This window comes from Nocardiopsis sp. NPDC006198 (assembly GCF_040613895.1).
GTDB classification, from domain to species: Bacteria; Actinomycetota; Actinomycetes; order Streptosporangiales; family Streptosporangiaceae; genus Nocardiopsis; species Nocardiopsis tropica.
The window spans coordinates 119,815-136,847 of the sequence record NZ_JBEXSY010000010.1; the positions used below are offsets into that span (position 1 = coordinate 119,815).

Consider the following 17,033-nt stretch of genomic DNA (forward strand, 5'->3'; position numbering starts at 1 on the left):
TCCCGGGCGGCGCGCCCCGCGCCCGGCGGGACCTCCGTGACGCGGCCCCCCGCCCCCTGCACGCCGGGTTTCTGCTAGACAGGAGGGCAGACGCACCCGCCGGCGGCCCCACGGGCACGCGACGGCCGGGTGCGCTGACAGCACTCGCAGGGTCCACCGGACAACCCGCGCACGCGGGCGGTGGCCCGGATCCCACCTAGGCAGGCAGAGCGTGGCAAGAGCGATCGCGGTGCTCATCGGTTCGCCCGGATCGGGCAAGTCCACCGTCGGCGAGGCGCTGGCCCGACGGCTCGGGGCGGACCTGCTGTGCACCGACACCGAGATCGAGCGGCGTGCGGGCAAACCCGTCGGCGACATCTTCATCGAGGACGGCGAGGAGCGCTTCCGCGCCCTGGAGCGCGAGGTCGTCGCCGAGGGCCTGCGCGCCTGGGAGGGCGTGATCGCCGTCGGCGGCGGCGCCGTACTCGACCAGGACACCCGCACCGACCTGGCGGACCACCACGTGGTCTACCTCCACGTCGAGTTCGGGGAGGCCGCCAAGCGCGTGGGCATGGACGCGGCCCGGCCACTGCTCTCGGGCAACCCCCGGACGCAGCTACGCAAGCTGCTCAACGAGCGCCTGCCCGTCTACGAGGGGCTGGCCACCGTCACCGTCCCCACGACCGGGTTCCACCCCGAAGAGATCGTCGACTCCATCCTGCCCACGCTGACCGGGCAGAGCACCGGAAGGGCCCAGCAGTGACCGTGACCCGCATCGGCGTCGGCGACCCCTCCGGCCGCTACGACGTGGTCGTCGGCAGCGGCGTCCTCTCCGAGCTCCCCTCGCTGGTCGGCGACGCCGCCCAGGTCGCCGTCATCCACCCCGGTGGCCTGGACGGGATCGCCCGCCCCGTGGTCGGCGCCCTGGAGGCCGCCGGATACCGCGCCCACTCCCTGCCGGTCCCCGACGGCGAGGCCGCCAAGACCGCGGCCGTCGCCGCCGACCTGTGGTCCCGGCTGGGACGGCTCAACTTCACCCGCAGCGACGCGGTGGTGGGCGTCGGAGGGGGCGCCGCCACCGACCTGGCCGGGTTCGTCGCCGCCACCTGGCTGCGCGGGGTGCGCTCCGTGCTGGTGCCCACGACCCTGCTCGGCATGGTCGACGCGGCCGTCGGCGGCAAGACGGGCATCAACACCCCCGAGGGCAAGAACCTCGTCGGCGCCTTCCACCCCCCGGCCGGCGTCCTGTGCGACCTCGCCACCCTGCCGAGCCTGCCCAGGGCCGACTACGTGGGCGGCCTCGCCGAGGTCATCAAGGCGGGGTTCATCGACGACCCCGTCATCTGCGACCTGGTGGAGGAGGACCCGGAGGGCGCCGCGAGCCCCGAGGGCGCCCACACGCGCGAACTCATCGAGCGCGCCATCCGGGTCAAGGCCGACGTCGTCTCCGGGGACCTCAAGGAGAGCGGCCGCCGCGAGATCCTCAACTACGGCCACACCCTCGGGCACGCGATCGAGCGGGCCGAGAACTACACCTTCCGGCACGGCTACGCGGTCGCCATCGGCATGGTGTTCGCCGCGGAGCTGGCCCGCCTGGACGGGCGCATCGGCGCCGGCCTCGTCGAGCGCCACCGCTCCCTGCTCTCGTCGGTGGGCCTGCCCACCTCCTACGCGCAGGAGTCGTGGCCGGAGCTGCGCGCCGCCATGAGCGTGGACAAGAAGGCCCGGGGGGCGACCCTGCGCTTCGTCGTCCTCGACGGCCCGGCCTCCCCCTCCATCCTCAGCGGCCCCGCCCCCGAACTGCTGGACGAGGCGTACCGCGCGGTCACCGGCGACGCCCGGGTCCCGCACAGCCACTAGACTGCACACAGGTGATGTGCGCACTGGTGCACTCGGGGAGCTCCCCGAGGTGCCCGCGCACCGCCCCACCGACCACCGACCGGGCCCCGCCCGGTCCCCGACGTGTCACACCCCTGGAGAGACGACCGAAGTGGCCTCGACGAACGACATCAAAAACGGCACGACCCTGCGACTCGACGGCGGCGTCCTCTGGAGCGTCCTCGAGTTCCAGCACGTCAAGCCGGGCAAGGGCGGCGCGTTCGTCCGCACCAAGCTGAAGAACGTGCTCACCGGCAAGATCGTCGACAAGACCTTCAACGCGGGCGCCCGGGTCGAGTTCGCCAGCGTGGACCGCCGCGACATGGAGTACCTGTACCACGACGGCGAGTCCTTCATCTTCATGGACACCCAGACCTACGACCAGATCCCGGTCTCCGCGACGGTCGTCGGCGACAACAGCGACTTCCTGCTGGAGAACACCAAGGTCACCGTCGCCACCAACGAGGGCAACCCGCTCTACGTCGAGCTCCCCGCCGCCGTCGAGCTGGAGATCACCCAGACCGACCCCGGCGTCCAGGGCGACCGCTCCACCGGCGGCACCAAGCCCGCGACCGTCCAGACCGGCGCCGTCATCCAGGTGCCCCTGTTCATCACCGAGGGCGAGCGCGTCAAGGTCGACACCCGTACGGGCGACTACCTCGGGCGAGTCAACTGATGAGCGGAGCACGGCGCAAGGCGCGGCGGCGCGCGGTCGAGGTCCTCTACGAGGCCGAGGTGCGCGGCACCTCCGTGGAGGACGTCATCGGGCGCCGTCGGGCCCAGCCCGAACCTCCGATCAACGAGTTCACGGAGAACCTGGCCCGCTCGGTCGACGGGCGGCGCGAGCGCATCGACGAGCTCCTGGGCGCCTACGCCATCGGCTGGACGCTGGAGCGCATGCCGGTCGTCGACCGCAACATCCTCCGGATGGGCGCCTACGAGCTGCTCTGGGCCGAGGACATCCCCGACGGCGTCGCGATCGCCGAGGCCGTCGGTGTGGCCAAGGAGCTCTCCACCGACGAGTCGCCCAACTTCATCAGCGGACTTCTGTCACGCTTGATGGAGAACAAGGCGACGCTCTCGCTCTGACACCGCCGAACGGGTGGGACGGTCGGGGCAACGTGCTTGAGGGGACGCAAGTGACTGACAGGACCGGCGTGAGCGCGACCACCGGCAGCGGCTCCGGCGCGGGCTGGGCGACCGGCCCGGCGCGGGCCGCCGGCGCGGCCCGGACGGCGGTCGTGTGGGACGCCCTCTCACAGCTGCTGGAGGGCCTCGCGGACGACGGTCCCCTGGAGATCGTCGACGCGGGCGGGGGCACCGGCGGAGCCGCGGTCCCGCTCGCCGAGCTGGGCCACCGCGTGACGGTGGTCGAACCCAGTCCCGACTCCCTCGCGGCCCTCGAGCGCCGTGCGGCCGAGCAGGGCGTCACCGTGCGCGGCGTGCAGGGGGAGACCCGCGACCTGGCGTCCCTGTTCGCGCCCGGCAGTGCCGACCTCGTGCTGGTGCACAACGTGCTGGAGTACGTGGAGGACCCCGTCGCGGCGCTGCGCGACGTGGTCGGCATCACCCGTGAGGGCGGCGCCGTGAGCCTCCTCGTCACCAACGCGGCGGCAGGGGCGCTGCACCGCGCCCTGGCCGGGCACATCGCCGAGGCACGGCGCCTGCTCGGCGACCCGGACGGTCGCTGGGGCGAGGCCGACCCGATGCCGCGCCGGTTCACCCGGCAGCAGCTCCTCGAACTCGTCGACGGGGCCGGCCTGACCGGGGGGAGCGTCCGCGGCGTCAGGGTCTTCGCCGACCTGGTGCCCGGGCACGCCTGGGAGGGCGACGCCCAGGCCGGACAGCACCTGGTGGAGCTGGAGCGCTCCGCCGCCGAGCACCCCGAGCTGACCGGGATCGCCACGCAGCTGCACGCCATCGCCCACCGCCCCTGAGGGGCCCGCCCCGGACCCCCGCTGACGCCCTCCCGGGCGCCGCTCGCGGGGGCGGGGTTCCGCCCACGCCCGCCGCTCCGGGGCCCGGGCGTGCGGGGTTCCCGAGTCGGGAACCCGGGGGCGCACACGCCTGGGCAGGGCATAACCTGGTCCTATGAGCCGACGTCAGCTGGAACGCGGTGCCGCGCTACGGGGCATGGTCTCCCCCGACGGCATCGTGCCGTTGGGCGCCGACTTCCCCGCGGACGGGTCCGGTCCCGACTCCGACTGCCACATCCTGCACCTGGACATGGACGCCTTCTTCGCGAGCGTCGAGCAGCTGCGCCACCCCGAGGCGCGCGACCGGCCCGTCATCGTGGGGGGCACGGGTCCCCGCAGTGTCGTCTCCTCCGCCGACTACCTCGCCCGCTCGCGCGGCGTGCACTCGGCCATGCCGATGGCCCGGGCGCTGCGCCTGTGCCCCGACGCCGCCGTCTTCCCACCCGACGGCGCCGCCTACCGGCAGGCGTCGGAGGCCGTGATGGACATCCTTCGCTCGGTGACCCCGCTGGTGCAGCCGCTCTCCCTGGACGAGGCCTTCCTGGACGTGTCCGGGGCCCGCCGCCGACTGGGCGGACCGGTGCGGATCGCCGCGATGATCCGTGAGCGCGTGCGCTCCGAGCAGCGGCTGACCTGCTCCGTCGGGGTGGCCGCCAACCGCTTCACCGCCAAGCTCGGCTCCACCCACTGCAAACCCGACGGGCTGCTGCTGGTGCCCACCGCCCACGTGCGGGGGTTCCTGGACCCGCTGCCCGTGGGCGCGCTGCCCGGGGTGGGGGACAAGACCGAGCAGACCCTGGCCAGGCTGGGCCTGCGCACGGTCGGCCAGCTGGCCCGGTACGAGCCGGACCTGCTGCGCATGGAGCTGGGGAACAAGGCCGGCACCCGCCTGGCGGCGCTGGCGCGGGGCGAGGACGACAGCACCGTGGTCGCCGAGACCGCCGACAAGAGCGTCGGCGCCGAGGAGACCTTCGACGACGACGTCGCGGACCCGGACGTGGTGGACAGGGAGCTGTTGAGGCTCGCGGAGAAGGTGGGGCGACGGCTGAGGGCGTCGGGCCAGGTGGGGCGCACGGTGAGCGTGAAGCTGCGCCGGGCGGATTTCTCCACGATCACCCGCTCCAGGACCCTGGCCGAGAGCACCGACGTGGCCCGTGAGATCAGCGCCGTCGCCCGCGATCTGTACGCGGCCTCCGGACTGCGGCGTACACCGTTGCGCCTGATCGGCGTACGCGTCGAGGGGGTCGCTCCTGCGGACCGGGCCCATCGTCAATTGGCGTTGGGAGAGGAGGACTCCGGTTGGCGGGACGTTGAACGGGTTATGGACCAGGTGACAGCTCGTTTCGGTCCAGGCGCGATACAGTCGGCTGTGTTGGCCAAGCGTGACGAAAACGACGTATGATGCGGCAACTTCCGGGGCCCTCGGAGCGTTCTAAGGGTACGACCGGAGTCAGGGTAGAAGAGAGGCATGGAAGCCGGTGTTTCCGATACAGGGCGAGGGTATCGTGGCCGTTGTGGGCCAGGTGCGCGCGCAGCTTTTCTTTCCACCAGGCGCTAGTGCAACGTATTCTGGGCATACCACTGACCAAGAGACTGTTCATCAGTACCCGTCACCCCAATCGGGGACTGTCGTAGGGAGGCGCCGTGCCGCTCTCTGAACACGAGCAGCGCATGCTCGACCAGATCGAGCGGGCGCTGTATGCCGAGGACCCGAAGTTCGCGAACACAGTTCGGCAGACGAACCCCGCGGTCCATTACAAGCGCTGGATCATCAAGGCAGGGCTTGGTTTCGTCGTCGGCGTGGTGCTGCTGATGACGGGGCTGATGCTCCAGTCCACCGCTGTCCAGGTCACCATCAGCGTCCTCGGTTTCCTCGTCATGCTCTCGTGCTTCCTGTGGGGGGCCAACGCATGGCGGAAGGCGTCCGGCGGGGGTGCCGAGGCCGCGGCCGCCGCGGCGGAGCCCAAGCAGAAGCGCAGGGGCGGCAGCCGCCCCGGCATGATGAACCGCTTCGAGGAGCGCTGGCGCCGTCGCCAGGAGGGCGAGGAGTGACACCGCTCCTCCCCGGCCGCCACCGGCGACCGGGCGGAGCGCGTTAGCAGCCGGTGCGCGCCGGTCCCCGGGCCGGGGGCGCACCGACACGTGGTGGGGTCCCGCAGGGTATCGCGGGGCCCCACCACGGTGTTGTGGGGCACGTACGAATCGCCCGTCGTGGAATAGTTCAGACTTCTCTTTGGTCTGCGCTTGTTACGCGCCTTCGAGGCTGGCCGAAACCCCGCCCCCGGGGTCCTGTTCATGGGCCCGGAGGGGGCCGGGACGGGCCCGTGGACGGTGCGCTGCCGCGGCTCTCGGCCGCCCCGCCCCTTCACCCGTGCCGGGACGTCCGGGCCCGCCCCGCCCGGCGGCGGGGAAGGGCCCTGCGCCCGCCCGCGCCGCCCCGCGCGGGCGGGCGGGCGGGGAACTCCTAGGGCGTCGTGGCCGCGAGGTCCCGCGCGGGCCGGGGCCTGTGCCAGGGCGCCAGGGACCGGGGCAGCAGGGCCGCGCGGACCCGGGTCCCCCTCCCCGCCGCGGCGGCCAGGCCGGCACAGGCCGCCGCCAGGTCTGCGCGCAGCCCCCCGGCCCCGGTCGGCGCGGGCGCGTAGCGGGCCGACTCCTCGGCCAGGGCCAGCCGCCACAGCGCCGCCACGGCCTCCGCGGGCACGGGAGCCGGAACGTCGTCGGTGCGGGGGACGTCCGTCCCCGTCCCGAAGCGGGACAGTCGCTCGGCCGTGGCACGCGGGCTCTCGGTCGGAGCCCACGGGCCGCCCAGGTCCAGGCAGGTGTCCCGGAGTTCCCGCCAGGCGGTGTGCGCGGCCGCGGCCGGCTCGCCGCCCGACAGCGAAGCCGTCCGGGACCAGCGCAGGAGGGCCCGCGCCAGGGCGGGCAGAGCCAGAAGCAGCAGTGCGCCGACCGCACCCCCCGCCGCGGGGAGCCAGGACAGGTCCGGTCCGGCGTCGGAGCCGCCGCCGGAGGCCGCGGCGGGCTCGGTCTCCCGGTCCTCGGGCGCCTCGTCCGCCCCGGGGGAGGCGTCGGGCTCCTCGGCGTCCTCGCTCGGATCCGTGCTCGGGGAGGGCTCCGTGTCGGGGCCGCCGGGCTCCTCGGCGGGCCGCTCCCCGGCGCCGCCGTCGCCGGACGCGTAGTCGGGCACCGTCGCCGAGCCCTGCCCCTCGCCGCCGCTCGCGGCCGGGGTGGGCTCGAACCGCACCCAGCCCGCACCCTCGAAGTACAGCTCCGGCCACGCGTGCGCGTCGCCCACCGTGACCGCCCACCGGCCGTCGCCCATGCGCTCGCCGGCCGTGTAGCCCACGGCCACCCGCGCGGGGATGTCGGCCTGCCGGGCCATGACCGCCATGGCCCCGGCGAACTGCTCGCAGTAGCCCACCCGGTCCTCCAGCAGGAAGTGGGAGAGCGGGTCGGCGCCCTCGGGCACCCCCGGCGGGGACAGGTCGTAGGTGAACAGGCCCCCGGTGAAGTACTCCTGGATCGCGAGGGCCCGCTCGTACGGCGACTCCGCGCCCTCGACGAGGCCGTCCGTCAGCGCCTGCACCGAGGGGTCCAGGCCGCTCGGCAGGTTCCGGTGGTCGCCGGGGAGGGAGACGGGGGCCCCGGAGCCGGCCAGTTCGTCGCCCGTGGGGACGCGGTCCACCGTCTCCACGGAGAAGTTCAGGCCGGTGGGAGGGCTGTCGGTGGTGAACACCATGAGGCTGTCGGGGTCGGCGTACCACTCCCCGGGGGCGTCCACCGCGCGCGCCCAGTACGGCAGCGGCAGGAAGTCCATCCGGGGCGAGTCGGAGTCCAGAGAGATCCGCGTCGTCACCGGGCCGCCGTCGGGCTCCCCGTCCCACCCGGCGGGCAGCGGGAGCTCCCCGCTGACCAGGGTGTCGCCCGAGGCGCTGACCGGCGTCATGGTCCAGTTCTCGCCGTCGAACTCGTTCAGCACGTACGTGCGCAGGTAGTCGGGCTGCTCGGCGTCGGTCCGGTAGGTCAGCACGGTGCGGTCGGAGGAGGCCCCCAGCTCCCGGCGGAGCGAGACCAGCGGGTGCGTCGTGGTGAGGACGTCCCCGCCGGTGTAGGCCCCGTCGGCCATGGCGTAGAACGCGTCGCTGCGCAGTGAGGGCACCGCCAGCGGCACCGTCAGGGCCAGCAGCACGGCCGCGGCCGAGGCCGCCGACACCGTCGCCACCCGGAGCACCCGGCCGAGCAGGCGGGCCGAGGGGTCGCGGCCGTCGGGGACGCGCGTGCCCCACTCGCGTCCGCGCACCCACATGTCCACCGCGAGGAGGAACAGGAAGCCGAGGGCGCAGGAGGCCGCGGCCACCGCTCCGACGCCGGCGTCGTCCACCACCAGCGGGACGGCCACCAGCGCCAGCAGCAGGCCGCCGACCATGCCGGGGCAGCGCGCGGTCACCGCGAGGAAGTCCGAGGCCATCGCGAACACCGCGAACACCAGCGCGATGATCATCGTCACCCCGTAGGAGGCCGCCACCGGCGGCGCGTTGCCGTCGATGCTGGCGACGCCCTCCCCGAACACCTGCGCCAGGTGCTCCAGGGAGTCCCAGGTCGGGAGGAGGCCCAGCAGGGCCTCGTGGGGGGCGAAGAGGGGCGTGCTGAGGAACGCGACCGCGAACAGCTGGAGGAACGGCACGGGCAGGGAGTTCCACCCGCTCAGCCGGTACAGCGCGGAGATCCCGCAGACCGCGGTCGTCACGAAGGCCGCGGGGACCCACCAGGTCTCGCCGCGCACGACCGTGCCCAGCAGGGGCAGCGCCGACAGCAGGCAGACCAGGGACGCCAGGGGCATCAGTGCTCTCAACGCGGACCCTTTCCGGGGGTGCGGGGCGCGGCGGCCCGGACGGGGCCGTACGTTCCGGTGCGGACGGCCGCGAGGGCCCACAGCCGGGGCAGGTCCGCGAGGGAGGAGAGGACGAGGACGCGCCATCCGGCGGACGCGAGGATGTCGCGGACGCCGGCCGCGGCGTCCGGACCCTCCCACGCGGCGTGGGCGCACAGCACGGCCACGCGAGCCCCCCGTCCTCCGGTCCGGGCGAGGGCGGCGGCCTCGTCGGGGGACAGCGCCCCCAGGACCGCCACGACCAGGCTGGACGTGCCGCGGGATGTGCCGAGCAGGCCGATGCCGCCGAGCAGTCCCGGGGTGTCGGAGGGTTCCACGACGGCCAGGCCGTCCAGGACGCCCGCGGCGCTCATGGTCGGCACCCGCCCGCGCTCGGTGTGGAAGCGCAGGTCGTGGCCGCCGTCGAGCAGGCCCAGCGCCACGGAGGCGGCGACGCTGACCGCCGTCTCCAGGGATCCGGCGGGGCCGTGCCCCCGGTGGGCGGACCACCGGGTGTCCAGCAGGATCGTGCTGTTCTCACGCCAGTGCTGCTCGTCCCGGCGCACCATCAGCTCACCGTGCTTGGCGGTGGAGCGCCAGTGGACCCTGCGCAGTTCGTCCCCGTACTGGTACTCGCGCGGCACCGGGTCCTGCTCCCCGGCCCCGGTCACCGAGCGGCGGGGGCTCTCCTCGCCCTGCGAGCCGTCGGCGGACCCCGGCGACGCCAGGGGCACGGTCACGGGGGTCACGAGCAGGTGGGCCGGCGCCCCGACACGGCGTCCGACGCGCACGCACCCCAGCGGGTCGGTCACCGCCACGCGGAGCGGGCCCACCGGGTAGTTGCCGCGTGTCGCCGGCCTGACCAGGTAGGAGACGTCGCGGACGGAGCGGGGGCCGAGGTGGCCCACCGTGTACCGGGGCTCGGCGCCCAGCGGGACCGGCAGGGTGTCCTCGACCGACAGCGAGGCGACCGGCCAGACGGGGGAGGAGTTGCCGATCCTGACCAGGATCCGGGCGTCGTGGCCGGCCGGCACGCGGACGGGCGCCACGGTCCGGCTGTGCACGACCCGGGAGGCGGCTCCCAGGACCGTGAGGGCGGAGAGCGGCGGCACCGCGGCCAGGAGCACGCCCACGGCGACCAGCTCACGCTGTCCGACGAGGAGGCCGGCCACGAGGGCGATCGCGCCGAACACGAGCATGAACACCCCGCGCGGGGTGAGGGTCCGGCGGGGGCGCTCCTGCGGGTGGAGGGTGTCGGGCGGCGGCGCGGAGGGAGTCCCGCGGCTGACGCCCGGTGCGGGGGTGTGCGCGGGAGGCGCCTGGTGTCGGACGTCGGGCGGACGCATGGACCCTCTCTCGGAGGCGGCCCGCACCCGGCGGGCGGGACAGGCGGGGAGGCGGGAGGAGCGGGACGCCGCGCCCCCGCGGGGGCGCGGCTACTGCGGTCCGGGCACGGGCAGGCGCGCGACCAGCTTGGCGACGATCTGCTCGGGGGAGAGGCGCTCCATCTGCGCCTCGGGTGCGGGCAGCAGGCGGTGCGCGAGCACCGGGACGGCGAGCGCCTGCACGTCGTCGGGGACGACGTAGTGCCGCCCGTCCAGGGCGGCGTACGCGCGTGCCGCCCGCACCAGGTGCAGGGTCGCGCGCGGTGAGGCCCCCAGGCGCAGGTCGGGACTGGTCCGGGTGGAGTTGACCAGGTCGACGACGTAGCGGCGCATACCGGGGGCGACGTGGACCGCGCGCACGCGGTCGGTGAGGTCGCGGATCTGTGCGGCGTCGGTCACCGGGACGAGGGTGTCCAGGGGGGAGCGGGAGCTGTGCGAGTCGATCATGTCGAGTTCGGCCTGCGGGGCCGGGTAGCCGACGGACACGCGGGCCATGAACCGGTCCCGCTGCGCCTCGGGGAGCGCGTAGGTGCCCTCCATGTCGGAGGGGTTCTGCGTGGCCACCACCATGAACGGGCGCTCCAGCGCGCGGGTCTGCCCGTCCACGCTCACCTGGCGCTCGGCCATGCACTCCAGGAGGGCCGCCTGGGTCTTGGGGGAGGCGCGGTTGATCTCGTCGCCCAGCACGATGTTGGCGAAGACCGGACCGGGGTTGAACTCGAACTCGCGCCGGTCCTGGTGGTAGACGCTGACGCCGGTGATGTCGCTGGGGAGCAGGTCCGGGGTGAACTGGACGCGCTGCACGGAGCAGTCCACGGCCCGTCCCAGGGCCTTGGCCAGCATGGTCTTGCCGACCCCCGGGACGTCCTCGATGAGCAGGTGCCCCTCGGCGAGCAGGACCGTCAGGGCGATGCGCAGCACCTCCGGCTTGCCCTCGATGACCGTCTCGATGGCGCCGCGGACGCGGTCCGCCACGGCGACGATCTCGCCGACGTCCTCCTGGACACCGCCCCCGCGACCGCCGTGGTGTGTGCCGAGTGACACGAGACCCCTCCCGCTCCGTATGGCTTCGTGTGTCGGTGTTCGGAACCGAGGCTAGGCCCAATCGGAGCGATTGCAAACCAAAGTGCCGGAATCGGCGGCCGATTGATTCCACGGGCAACCAAAGAGGTCAAAGGGCCCGAATCGCTCTTCCGGGCATTGGCGGCGCCCACGCGGCACACCCTGCCCCCTCCGTGCGCCCGTGCGCGTGGAGGGGTCGTTTTCGCAGGTCGGCGGGTATGTGGGGGGAGAGTGCCGGACGACACCCGGCGGCATCCGCGCGGGCTTCGCCCGCCCCACCCTCCTGACCTGCGCATTTGTGGATTCTTCGGGGTGTGAATCCCGATTGGAGCTGTTGACGGTGGGGAAGAGTGGAGTAAGGTGGAGCATCGTGGAGAGGGTGAATTCTCCACTTCGGGGAGTGAGGGGGTGGGAGTGTGTTCCTCGGCACCCACACGCCTCGCCTCGACCAGAAGGGACGGCTGTTCCTTCCCGCGAAGTACCGCGACGAGCTGTCGGGGGGTCTGGTGGTCACCAAGGGCCAGGAGCGCTGCCTCTACGTCTTCCCGACGGAGGAGTTCCGGCGCATCACCGACGCGCTCGCCAGCACCCCGGTCACGGCCAAGTCCGTTCGCGACTACAGCCGGGTCCTCTTCGCCAGCGCCTCCGACGAGACCTGCGACAAGCAGGGCAGGGTGACCATCCCGTCGAAGCTGCGCGAGTACGCGGGTCTCGAGCGCGAGTGCGTCGTCATCGGCGCCAACACCCGCCTGGAGATCTGGGACGCCGACGCGTGGTCCGAGTACGAGGCCGAGCAGGAGCAGGCCTTCGCGCAGCTCTCCGAGGAGGTGCTGCCCGGGGTGCTGTGAACCCGGCGGAGCCACCGCCGGAACGAGCGGCACGACAGTCCACACCCTTGCAGACCGGGGGTCGGCAACGGCCTCCGGACACGGCGCACACGAGCTGGCGCGACTTCCCCGGTGCCAGGTCGTGAACACGGGTCCGCCGAACGGTGGACAATAGCGGCCGTGTCCGGAAGGCCTTGCCGAAACCCGGCCGGGCCACGCGAAGGACACCGCGGAGCGCACCATCGTGGCGCTACCGCGGCGACCAGGGGGAGACGGCGAAAGCGTGGAGGAACAGCACCGCATGGGGGACACCCGGCAGCACGAGCAGCCCGAAGGGGACGGCCCGGCCCGCGAACACCAGGACACCGGGGACGGAACCGGGCGGGGAAGCGGCATCGGGGACCGCATCGCCGCGGCCCGCGCCGGGACGGACCCGCTGCACGTACCGGTCATGCTCGACCGGATCATCGAACTCCTGGCCCCCGCGCTCACCGAGCCCGGGGCCGTGCTCGTGGACGGCACCCTGGGGCTGGGCGGCCACTCCGAGGCCCTGCTCAAGGCCTGCCCCACCATGCGCCTGGTCGGGGTCGACCGCGACACCACGGCCCTGGAGCGCAGCGCCGAGCGCCTCGCCCCCTACGCCGACCGCACCCACTTCGTGCACGCGCTCTACTCCGACATCCCGCGCGCGCTGGACGAGGCGGGCGTCTCCGGCGCCGACGCCGTCCTGCTCGACCTGGGGGTGTCCTCGCCGCAGCTGGACGAGACCGACCGCGGTTTCGCCTACGCCCACGACGCGCCGCTGGACATGCGCATGGACCGCACCCAGTCCCTGACCGCGGCCGAGGTCGTCAACACCTACCCGGTCGGCGAACTCACGCGGGTCCTGCGCACCTACGGCGAGGAGCGCTTCGCGTCCCGCGTCGCCAGGGCCATCGAGCGGCGGCGCGCACAGGGCCCGATCGACTCCACGCGCGAACTCGCCGAACTGGTCCGCGAGGCCATCCCCGCGGCCACCCGCCGCACCGGCGGGCACCCCGCCAAGCGCGCCTTCCAGGGCCTGCGCATCGAGGTCAACGCCGAACTCTCCATCCTGGAGCGCACCCTGCCCGCGGCGGTCTCCCGCCTGGGCGTGGGCGGGCGCATCGCCGTGCTGTCCTACCACTCGCTGGAGGACCGGATGACCAAGAGGGCCCTCGCCGCGCTGGCCACCGACACCACGCCCGCGGACCTGCCGGTCCCCCTCCCGGACAGGCAGCCCGAGCTCCGGCTCCTCACCCGGGGGGCCGAGCTCCCCACGGACGAAGAGAACGAACGCAACCCGCGCGCCCAGTCGGCCCGCCTCCGGGCGGCCGAACGGGTTCGGCCGCCGCGGCAGTAGGGAGACCAGATGAGCACGAGGACGGACACGCGCCGGGCACCGGCCCGCAAGGGCGGGAGCGGGAAGGGAGGGGGAGCCGCCCCCGCCTCGCCCGGGCGCGCCCCCGGGCGCAAGGCCGGGGCGGCGCGCGCCCGCCCGGCGCCGCGCATCCCCTTCGTCCTCCTCGTCCTGTGCCTGCTGGGCGGAGCGCTGGTCGCCCTGCTGGTGCTGCGCAGCGTCGTCGCCCAGGAGGCCTTCACCATCGCCAGCCTCCAGGCGGAGAACCGGGAGCTGGCCTACGAGGAGCAGCAGCGCCGCAACACGGTCGCGGGCCTGGAGGCCTCGGAGCGGATCGCGGAGGAGGCCGAGGCCATGGGCATGGAGCAGGGTGAGGCCCCGCTCTTCCTCGACCCCGAGAACGGTGAGATCACCGGGAGCGCCGGGAGCGGTGAGTGAGCGCGCCGAGGGACCGGCGTCCCCGGGACCCCCGCAGGCCCGGAGCGGCGGGCCGTTCCGGGGCCGGGCCGAGCAAGCGCCCCCAGCGTGAACCGCGCCGCCCCGACGGCGGCACCCGCGCACGCTCCTCGGCACGGTCCGAGGGGCGTTCCGCGCGCGGTGGGCGAGGCGGGGAGCGGGGCTCCGCGCGCCGCAGGTCGGGGCCGCCCCCGCCCCCGCCCCTGCTGCGCCGCACCTTCCGGCGGGGGGAGCCGCGCAGCCGGATCAAGTTCGGCGGCGTGCTGATCGTCGTCATCATGCTCCTCTTCGCCGGTCGCCTGGTGCAGATCCAGGGCCTGGAGGCGGAGCAGTACGCCGAGGCGGCCTCGCAGACCCGTCTCCAGACCATCGACATCCCCACCCTGCGCGGCGAGATCACCGACGCCGAGGGCAACCCGTTCGCCCTGTCGGTGGAGGTGCGCAACGTCTTCGTCGACCCCGAGGAGGTCGAGGAGGACGAGCGGGACCAGCTCGTCGACGAGCTCGTCACCCGGTTCGGCCTGGACGAGGCCGAGGTCACCGAGAAGGTCGACGCCCGGCCCTCCCGCTACCAGGTGGTGGCCACGAAGGTCCTGCCGCGCGACTGGGAGGGGCTGCGCGACCTGGGCCTGTCCGGCGTGGGCGCGGAGGTGGCCTACGACCGCGTCTACCCCGAGGAGACGGGGGCCGCCGACCTGGTCGGGTTCGTCGGCTCGGAGGGACACGGCCTGGAGGGCCTGGAGGGCTACCTCGACAGCACCCTGGCGGGCGAGTCGGGCCGGCGGCAGGTCGAGGTCGGCATCGACGGCACCCAGATCCCCATGGCCGGGGGCCTGGTCAGCGAGCCCGTGCCCGGACAGGACGTCCGGCTGACCCTGGACCAGGACATCCAGTGGTACGCCGCGCAGACCCTCGCGAACAGGGTGGAGGAGCTGGACGCCGTCGCCGGCAGCGTCGTCGTGGAGCGCGTCGGCACCGGGGAGATCCTCGCGATGGCCGACTTCCCGACGTACTCCCAGGCCGACATCGACTCCACCGGACCCGAGCAGTGGTCCAACGGGGCGGTCGCGGAGACCTTCGAGCCGGGCAGCACCAACAAGGTCATCACGGTCGGCGCGGCGCTGGAGGAGGGGCTCACCGAGCCGGAGACGGTGTACACCGTGCCCTACTCCCTCCAGTACTACGACCAGACCTTCCGCAACTCCAGCAACAACGGCACGCAGCGCCTCACGGTCAACGGCATCATGGCCCAGTCCAGCAACGTCGGCACGATCAAGATCGCCGACCAGGTGGGGGCCGGGGTCCTGCACTCCTACATCGAGGACTTCGGGCTCGGCCAGCCGACCGGGCTGAACCTGCCGGGGGAGGAGGCCGGCGTGCTGACGGCGCCCGAGGACTGGTGGGGCACGCAGCTCCCGTCGGTCTCCATCGGGCACGGCCTGACGGTCAACGCCGCCCAGATGGCCTCGGTGTACGCCACCGTCGCCAACGGGGGCGTGCGGGTGGCGCCGACGGTGGTCGCGGGCACGGTCGACACGAACGGGGAGTTCACCCCCGCGGAGGAGCCCGAGCAGCGCCGCGTGCTCAGCGAGGAGACCGCCGAACAGCTCGCGCTCATGCTGGAGGCGGTCACCGGGGACGAGGGCACGGCGCCGCAGGCCCGCATCGACGGGTACCGGGTCGCGGGCAAGACGGGCACCGCCAACCGCATCAACCCGGAGACGGGCACCTACGAGGACGGCGGGTACACGGCGTCCTTCTCCGGCTTCGCGCCCGCCGACGACCCGGAGATCGTCGTCCAGGTGGTCCTGCACAACCCGCAGGGCACCTACTACGGCGGCGAGGCGGCCGGCCCGGTGTTCAACGACATCATGTCCTTCGCGCTGAAGTCCCTGAAGGTCCCGCCGACGGACACCGACCCGCCCGCCATCCGGCTGTTCGAGGAGGACGCGGGCTAGCGCGCCGCCCGCCGGGGGCGTCCGCGCAACGCGCCCCGGCCCGGCACGCGGGCCGCCGCGCCCGGCCCCGGTCCGCGGAACCCGTGGGGTCAGGGGCGCCGGCCGGCCCTGCGGCCCAGGTGCGCGTCCAGGCGGGCGCGCACGGAGCGGACGTGCTCGGGGCCGGTGCGGCAGCACCCGCCCACGAGCACCGCTCCGGCCTCGTACCAGGACACCGCGGCCCTGCCGAACCCCTCCGGATCGCCGACGCCCGTCCACCGGCCGAGGGACGCGTCCCAGCTCTCCCCCGAGTTGGGGTAGGCGACCGCGGGCAGGCCCGCCGCGGCCACCGTGCGGACCAGGGAGGGGACGTGGCGGGGAGCGGTGCAGTTGACGCCCGCGGCGACGAGCCTCCCGGCCGCGTGCAGCGGCGCGAGTTCGGCGACCGCCCGGCTCAGGGGGGTGCCGTCGTTGAGGTGCTCTCCGTCGCGGCAGGAGAAGCTGATCCACGCGCGCGGCCCGGGAACCTCGGTGAGGAGCCGGCCCAGGGCACGGGCCTCCGGCAGGGAGGGGACCGTCTCGCAGGCCATGAGGTCCGCCCCGGCGCCGGCGAGCACGCGCCACCGCTCGCGGTGCCAGGCGTACAGGCCGTCCTCGTCCAGGTCGTAGTCGCCGGTGTACTCGGACCCGTCCGCCAGGGCCGCGCCGTAGGGCCCCACCCCGGCGGCGACCAGGCCCGAGCCGAACGCGTCGCGCTCGGCCCGCGCCAGCTCCACGGACCTGGCGAGGAGCCCGGCGGCCTCGCGCCGCGAGTGCCCCCGCGCCTCCAGGGCCGGGATGCTCGCCTGGTACCCGGCGGAGATCGCCACGTCGGCGCCCGCCTCGAAGTAGTCCCGGTGCGCGCGGCGGACCAGCTCGGGCCCGTCGGCCAGCAGCCGCGCCGACCACAGGCCGCCGCGCAGGTCGGCGCCGTAGGACTCCAGGCGGGTCGCCAGCCCGCCGTCGAGCACCAGCGGACGGACGCCGGACGCGCCCGGCACCGTTCGGACCACTCCACCCTCCCCCGTGAGGCTTCCAGGGTAGGCGCGGCGGGGCGCGGCCGCCGGTCCCCGGGAGCCGCGATCCCGGTTCCCGTCCTCCGGGCACGGTCCGCGGCCCCGAGGCGTGCCCCGCCCGGTCCCGGCGCCGACCGGGGGCGGGAGGGCCGGGGAGCCTCGGGGCCCCGCCGGAGAATCCCCGCCGCACGCAGCGTGGAAATTACCGACCGGTCGTCCGCAGCGGTTAA

The 17,033-nt window shown here is 74.2% G+C and carries 15 protein-coding genes; 11 read left to right on the forward strand and 4 right to left on the reverse strand.

The window, feature by feature from the left end:
- The first annotated feature begins 229 nt into the window (after window positions 1-229).
- The 7 genes from ABZ234_RS09985 to ABZ234_RS10015 all read left to right on the forward strand — a co-directional run bounded on the left by ABZ234_RS09985 (window position 230) and on the right by ABZ234_RS10015 (window position 5,885).
- Entirely contained in the window at window positions 230-742 is a 513-nt protein-coding gene (locus ABZ234_RS09985; protein ID WP_330159653.1) for a shikimate kinase, read from the forward strand.
- The gene (aroB, locus tag ABZ234_RS09990; RefSeq protein ID WP_344176360.1) at window positions 739-1,839 is read left to right on the forward strand and encodes a 3-dehydroquinate synthase; all 1,101 of its coding nucleotides are present in this window, start codon (window positions 739-741) and stop codon (window positions 1,837-1,839) included. Before ABZ234_RS09985 ends, aroB begins: the two co-directional genes overlap by 4 nt.
- A gap of 130 nt (window positions 1,840-1,969) precedes the next feature.
- On the forward strand, window positions 1,970-2,533 hold the full coding sequence (gene efp, locus ABZ234_RS09995; RefSeq protein WP_267945833.1) for an elongation factor P: 564 nt from the start codon (window positions 1,970-1,972) through the stop codon (window positions 2,531-2,533).
- Complete coding sequence (gene nusB, locus ABZ234_RS10000) at window positions 2,533-2,946, forward strand: transcription antitermination factor NusB (RefSeq protein ID WP_267945832.1); 414 nt, start codon at window positions 2,533-2,535, stop codon at window positions 2,944-2,946. Before efp ends, nusB begins: the two co-directional genes overlap by 1 nt.
- Window positions 2,947-2,996: 50 nt before the next feature.
- Window positions 2,997-3,794: a methyltransferase domain-containing protein gene (locus tag ABZ234_RS10005; protein WP_267945831.1), complete on the forward strand. Its 798-nt coding sequence runs from the start codon at window positions 2,997-2,999 to the stop codon at window positions 3,792-3,794.
- A 154-nt stretch (window positions 3,795-3,948) separates the two neighbouring features.
- Window positions 3,949-5,235, forward strand: coding sequence for a DNA polymerase IV (gene dinB, locus ABZ234_RS10010; protein WP_267945830.1), 1,287 nt, complete (start codon window positions 3,949-3,951; stop codon window positions 5,233-5,235).
- A 242-nt stretch (window positions 5,236-5,477) separates the two neighbouring features.
- On the forward strand, window positions 5,478-5,885 hold the full coding sequence (locus ABZ234_RS10015) for a DUF3040 domain-containing protein (RefSeq protein ID WP_267945829.1): 408 nt from the start codon (window positions 5,478-5,480) through the stop codon (window positions 5,883-5,885).
- A gap of 412 nt (window positions 5,886-6,297) precedes the next feature.
- Here the strand turns inward: ABZ234_RS10015 and ABZ234_RS10020 are convergent, their stop codons facing one another.
- From ABZ234_RS10020 to ABZ234_RS10030, 3 genes are all read right to left on the reverse strand, one after another.
- Complete coding sequence (locus ABZ234_RS10020; RefSeq protein WP_355011747.1) at window positions 6,298-8,673, reverse strand: transglutaminaseTgpA domain-containing protein; 2,376 nt, start codon at window positions 8,671-8,673, stop codon at window positions 6,298-6,300.
- An 8-nt stretch (window positions 8,674-8,681) separates the two neighbouring features.
- Complete coding sequence (locus ABZ234_RS10025) at window positions 8,682-9,902, reverse strand: DUF58 domain-containing protein (protein ID WP_355011748.1); 1,221 nt, start codon at window positions 9,900-9,902, stop codon at window positions 8,682-8,684.
- Between the two features lie 237 nt (window positions 9,903-10,139).
- A complete protein-coding gene (locus tag ABZ234_RS10030) occupies window positions 10,140-11,132 on the reverse strand; it encodes a MoxR family ATPase (RefSeq protein ID WP_267945828.1) in 993 nt (330 codons plus the stop codon).
- A 434-nt stretch (window positions 11,133-11,566) separates the two neighbouring features.
- Between ABZ234_RS10030 and mraZ the strand changes: the two genes are divergently transcribed.
- From mraZ to ABZ234_RS10050, 4 genes are all read left to right on the forward strand, one after another.
- Window positions 11,567-11,998, forward strand: a complete 432-nt coding sequence (gene mraZ / locus ABZ234_RS10035) for a division/cell wall cluster transcriptional repressor MraZ (protein WP_267945827.1) — start codon at window positions 11,567-11,569, stop codon at window positions 11,996-11,998.
- A 280-nt stretch (window positions 11,999-12,278) separates the two neighbouring features.
- The gene (rsmH, locus tag ABZ234_RS10040) at window positions 12,279-13,358 is read left to right on the forward strand and encodes a 16S rRNA (cytosine(1402)-N(4))-methyltransferase RsmH (protein WP_355011749.1); all 1,080 of its coding nucleotides are present in this window, start codon (window positions 12,279-12,281) and stop codon (window positions 13,356-13,358) included.
- Window positions 13,359-13,367: 9 nt separating this feature from the next.
- Window positions 13,368-13,793 carry a hypothetical protein gene (locus ABZ234_RS10045; protein WP_344180776.1) on the forward strand — a complete coding sequence of 142 codons (426 nt, stop codon included), beginning with the start codon at window positions 13,368-13,370 and terminating at the stop codon, window positions 13,791-13,793.
- A complete protein-coding gene (locus ABZ234_RS10050) occupies window positions 13,790-15,769 on the forward strand; it encodes a penicillin-binding protein 2 (RefSeq protein WP_267945825.1) in 1,980 nt (659 codons plus the stop codon). The genes ABZ234_RS10045 and ABZ234_RS10050 overlap by 4 nt, the downstream gene beginning before the upstream one ends.
- 89 nt (window positions 15,770-15,858) lie before the next feature.
- Here ABZ234_RS10050 and mmuM read toward each other — a convergent pair whose 3' ends face one another.
- Window positions 15,859-16,800: a homocysteine S-methyltransferase gene (mmuM, locus tag ABZ234_RS10055; protein WP_355011737.1), complete on the reverse strand. Its 942-nt coding sequence runs from the start codon at window positions 16,798-16,800 to the stop codon at window positions 15,859-15,861.
- Window positions 16,801-17,033: the final 233 nt, after the last annotated feature.

Excerpts from the sequence above, each read along its gene's own strand:
- ABZ234_RS10045 (WP_344180776.1), top strand. The coding sequence starts at position 13,368 with ATGAGCACGAGGACGGACACGCGCCGGGCACCGGCCCGCAAGGGCGGG.
- ABZ234_RS10020 (WP_355011747.1), bottom strand. The coding sequence starts at position 8,673 with ATGCCCCTGGCGTCCCTGGTCTGCCTGCTGTCGGCGCTGCCCCTGCTG.
- rsmH (WP_355011749.1), top strand. The coding sequence starts at position 12,279 with ATGGGGGACACCCGGCAGCACGAGCAGCCCGAAGGGGACGGCCCGGCC.
- ABZ234_RS10025 (WP_355011748.1), bottom strand. The coding sequence starts at position 9,902 with ATGCTCGTGTTCGGCGCGATCGCCCTCGTGGCCGGCCTCCTCGTCGGA.
- nusB (WP_267945832.1), top strand. The coding sequence starts at position 2,533 with ATGAGCGGAGCACGGCGCAAGGCGCGGCGGCGCGCGGTCGAGGTCCTC.
- dinB (WP_267945830.1), top strand. The coding sequence starts at position 3,949 with ATGAGCCGACGTCAGCTGGAACGCGGTGCCGCGCTACGGGGCATGGTC.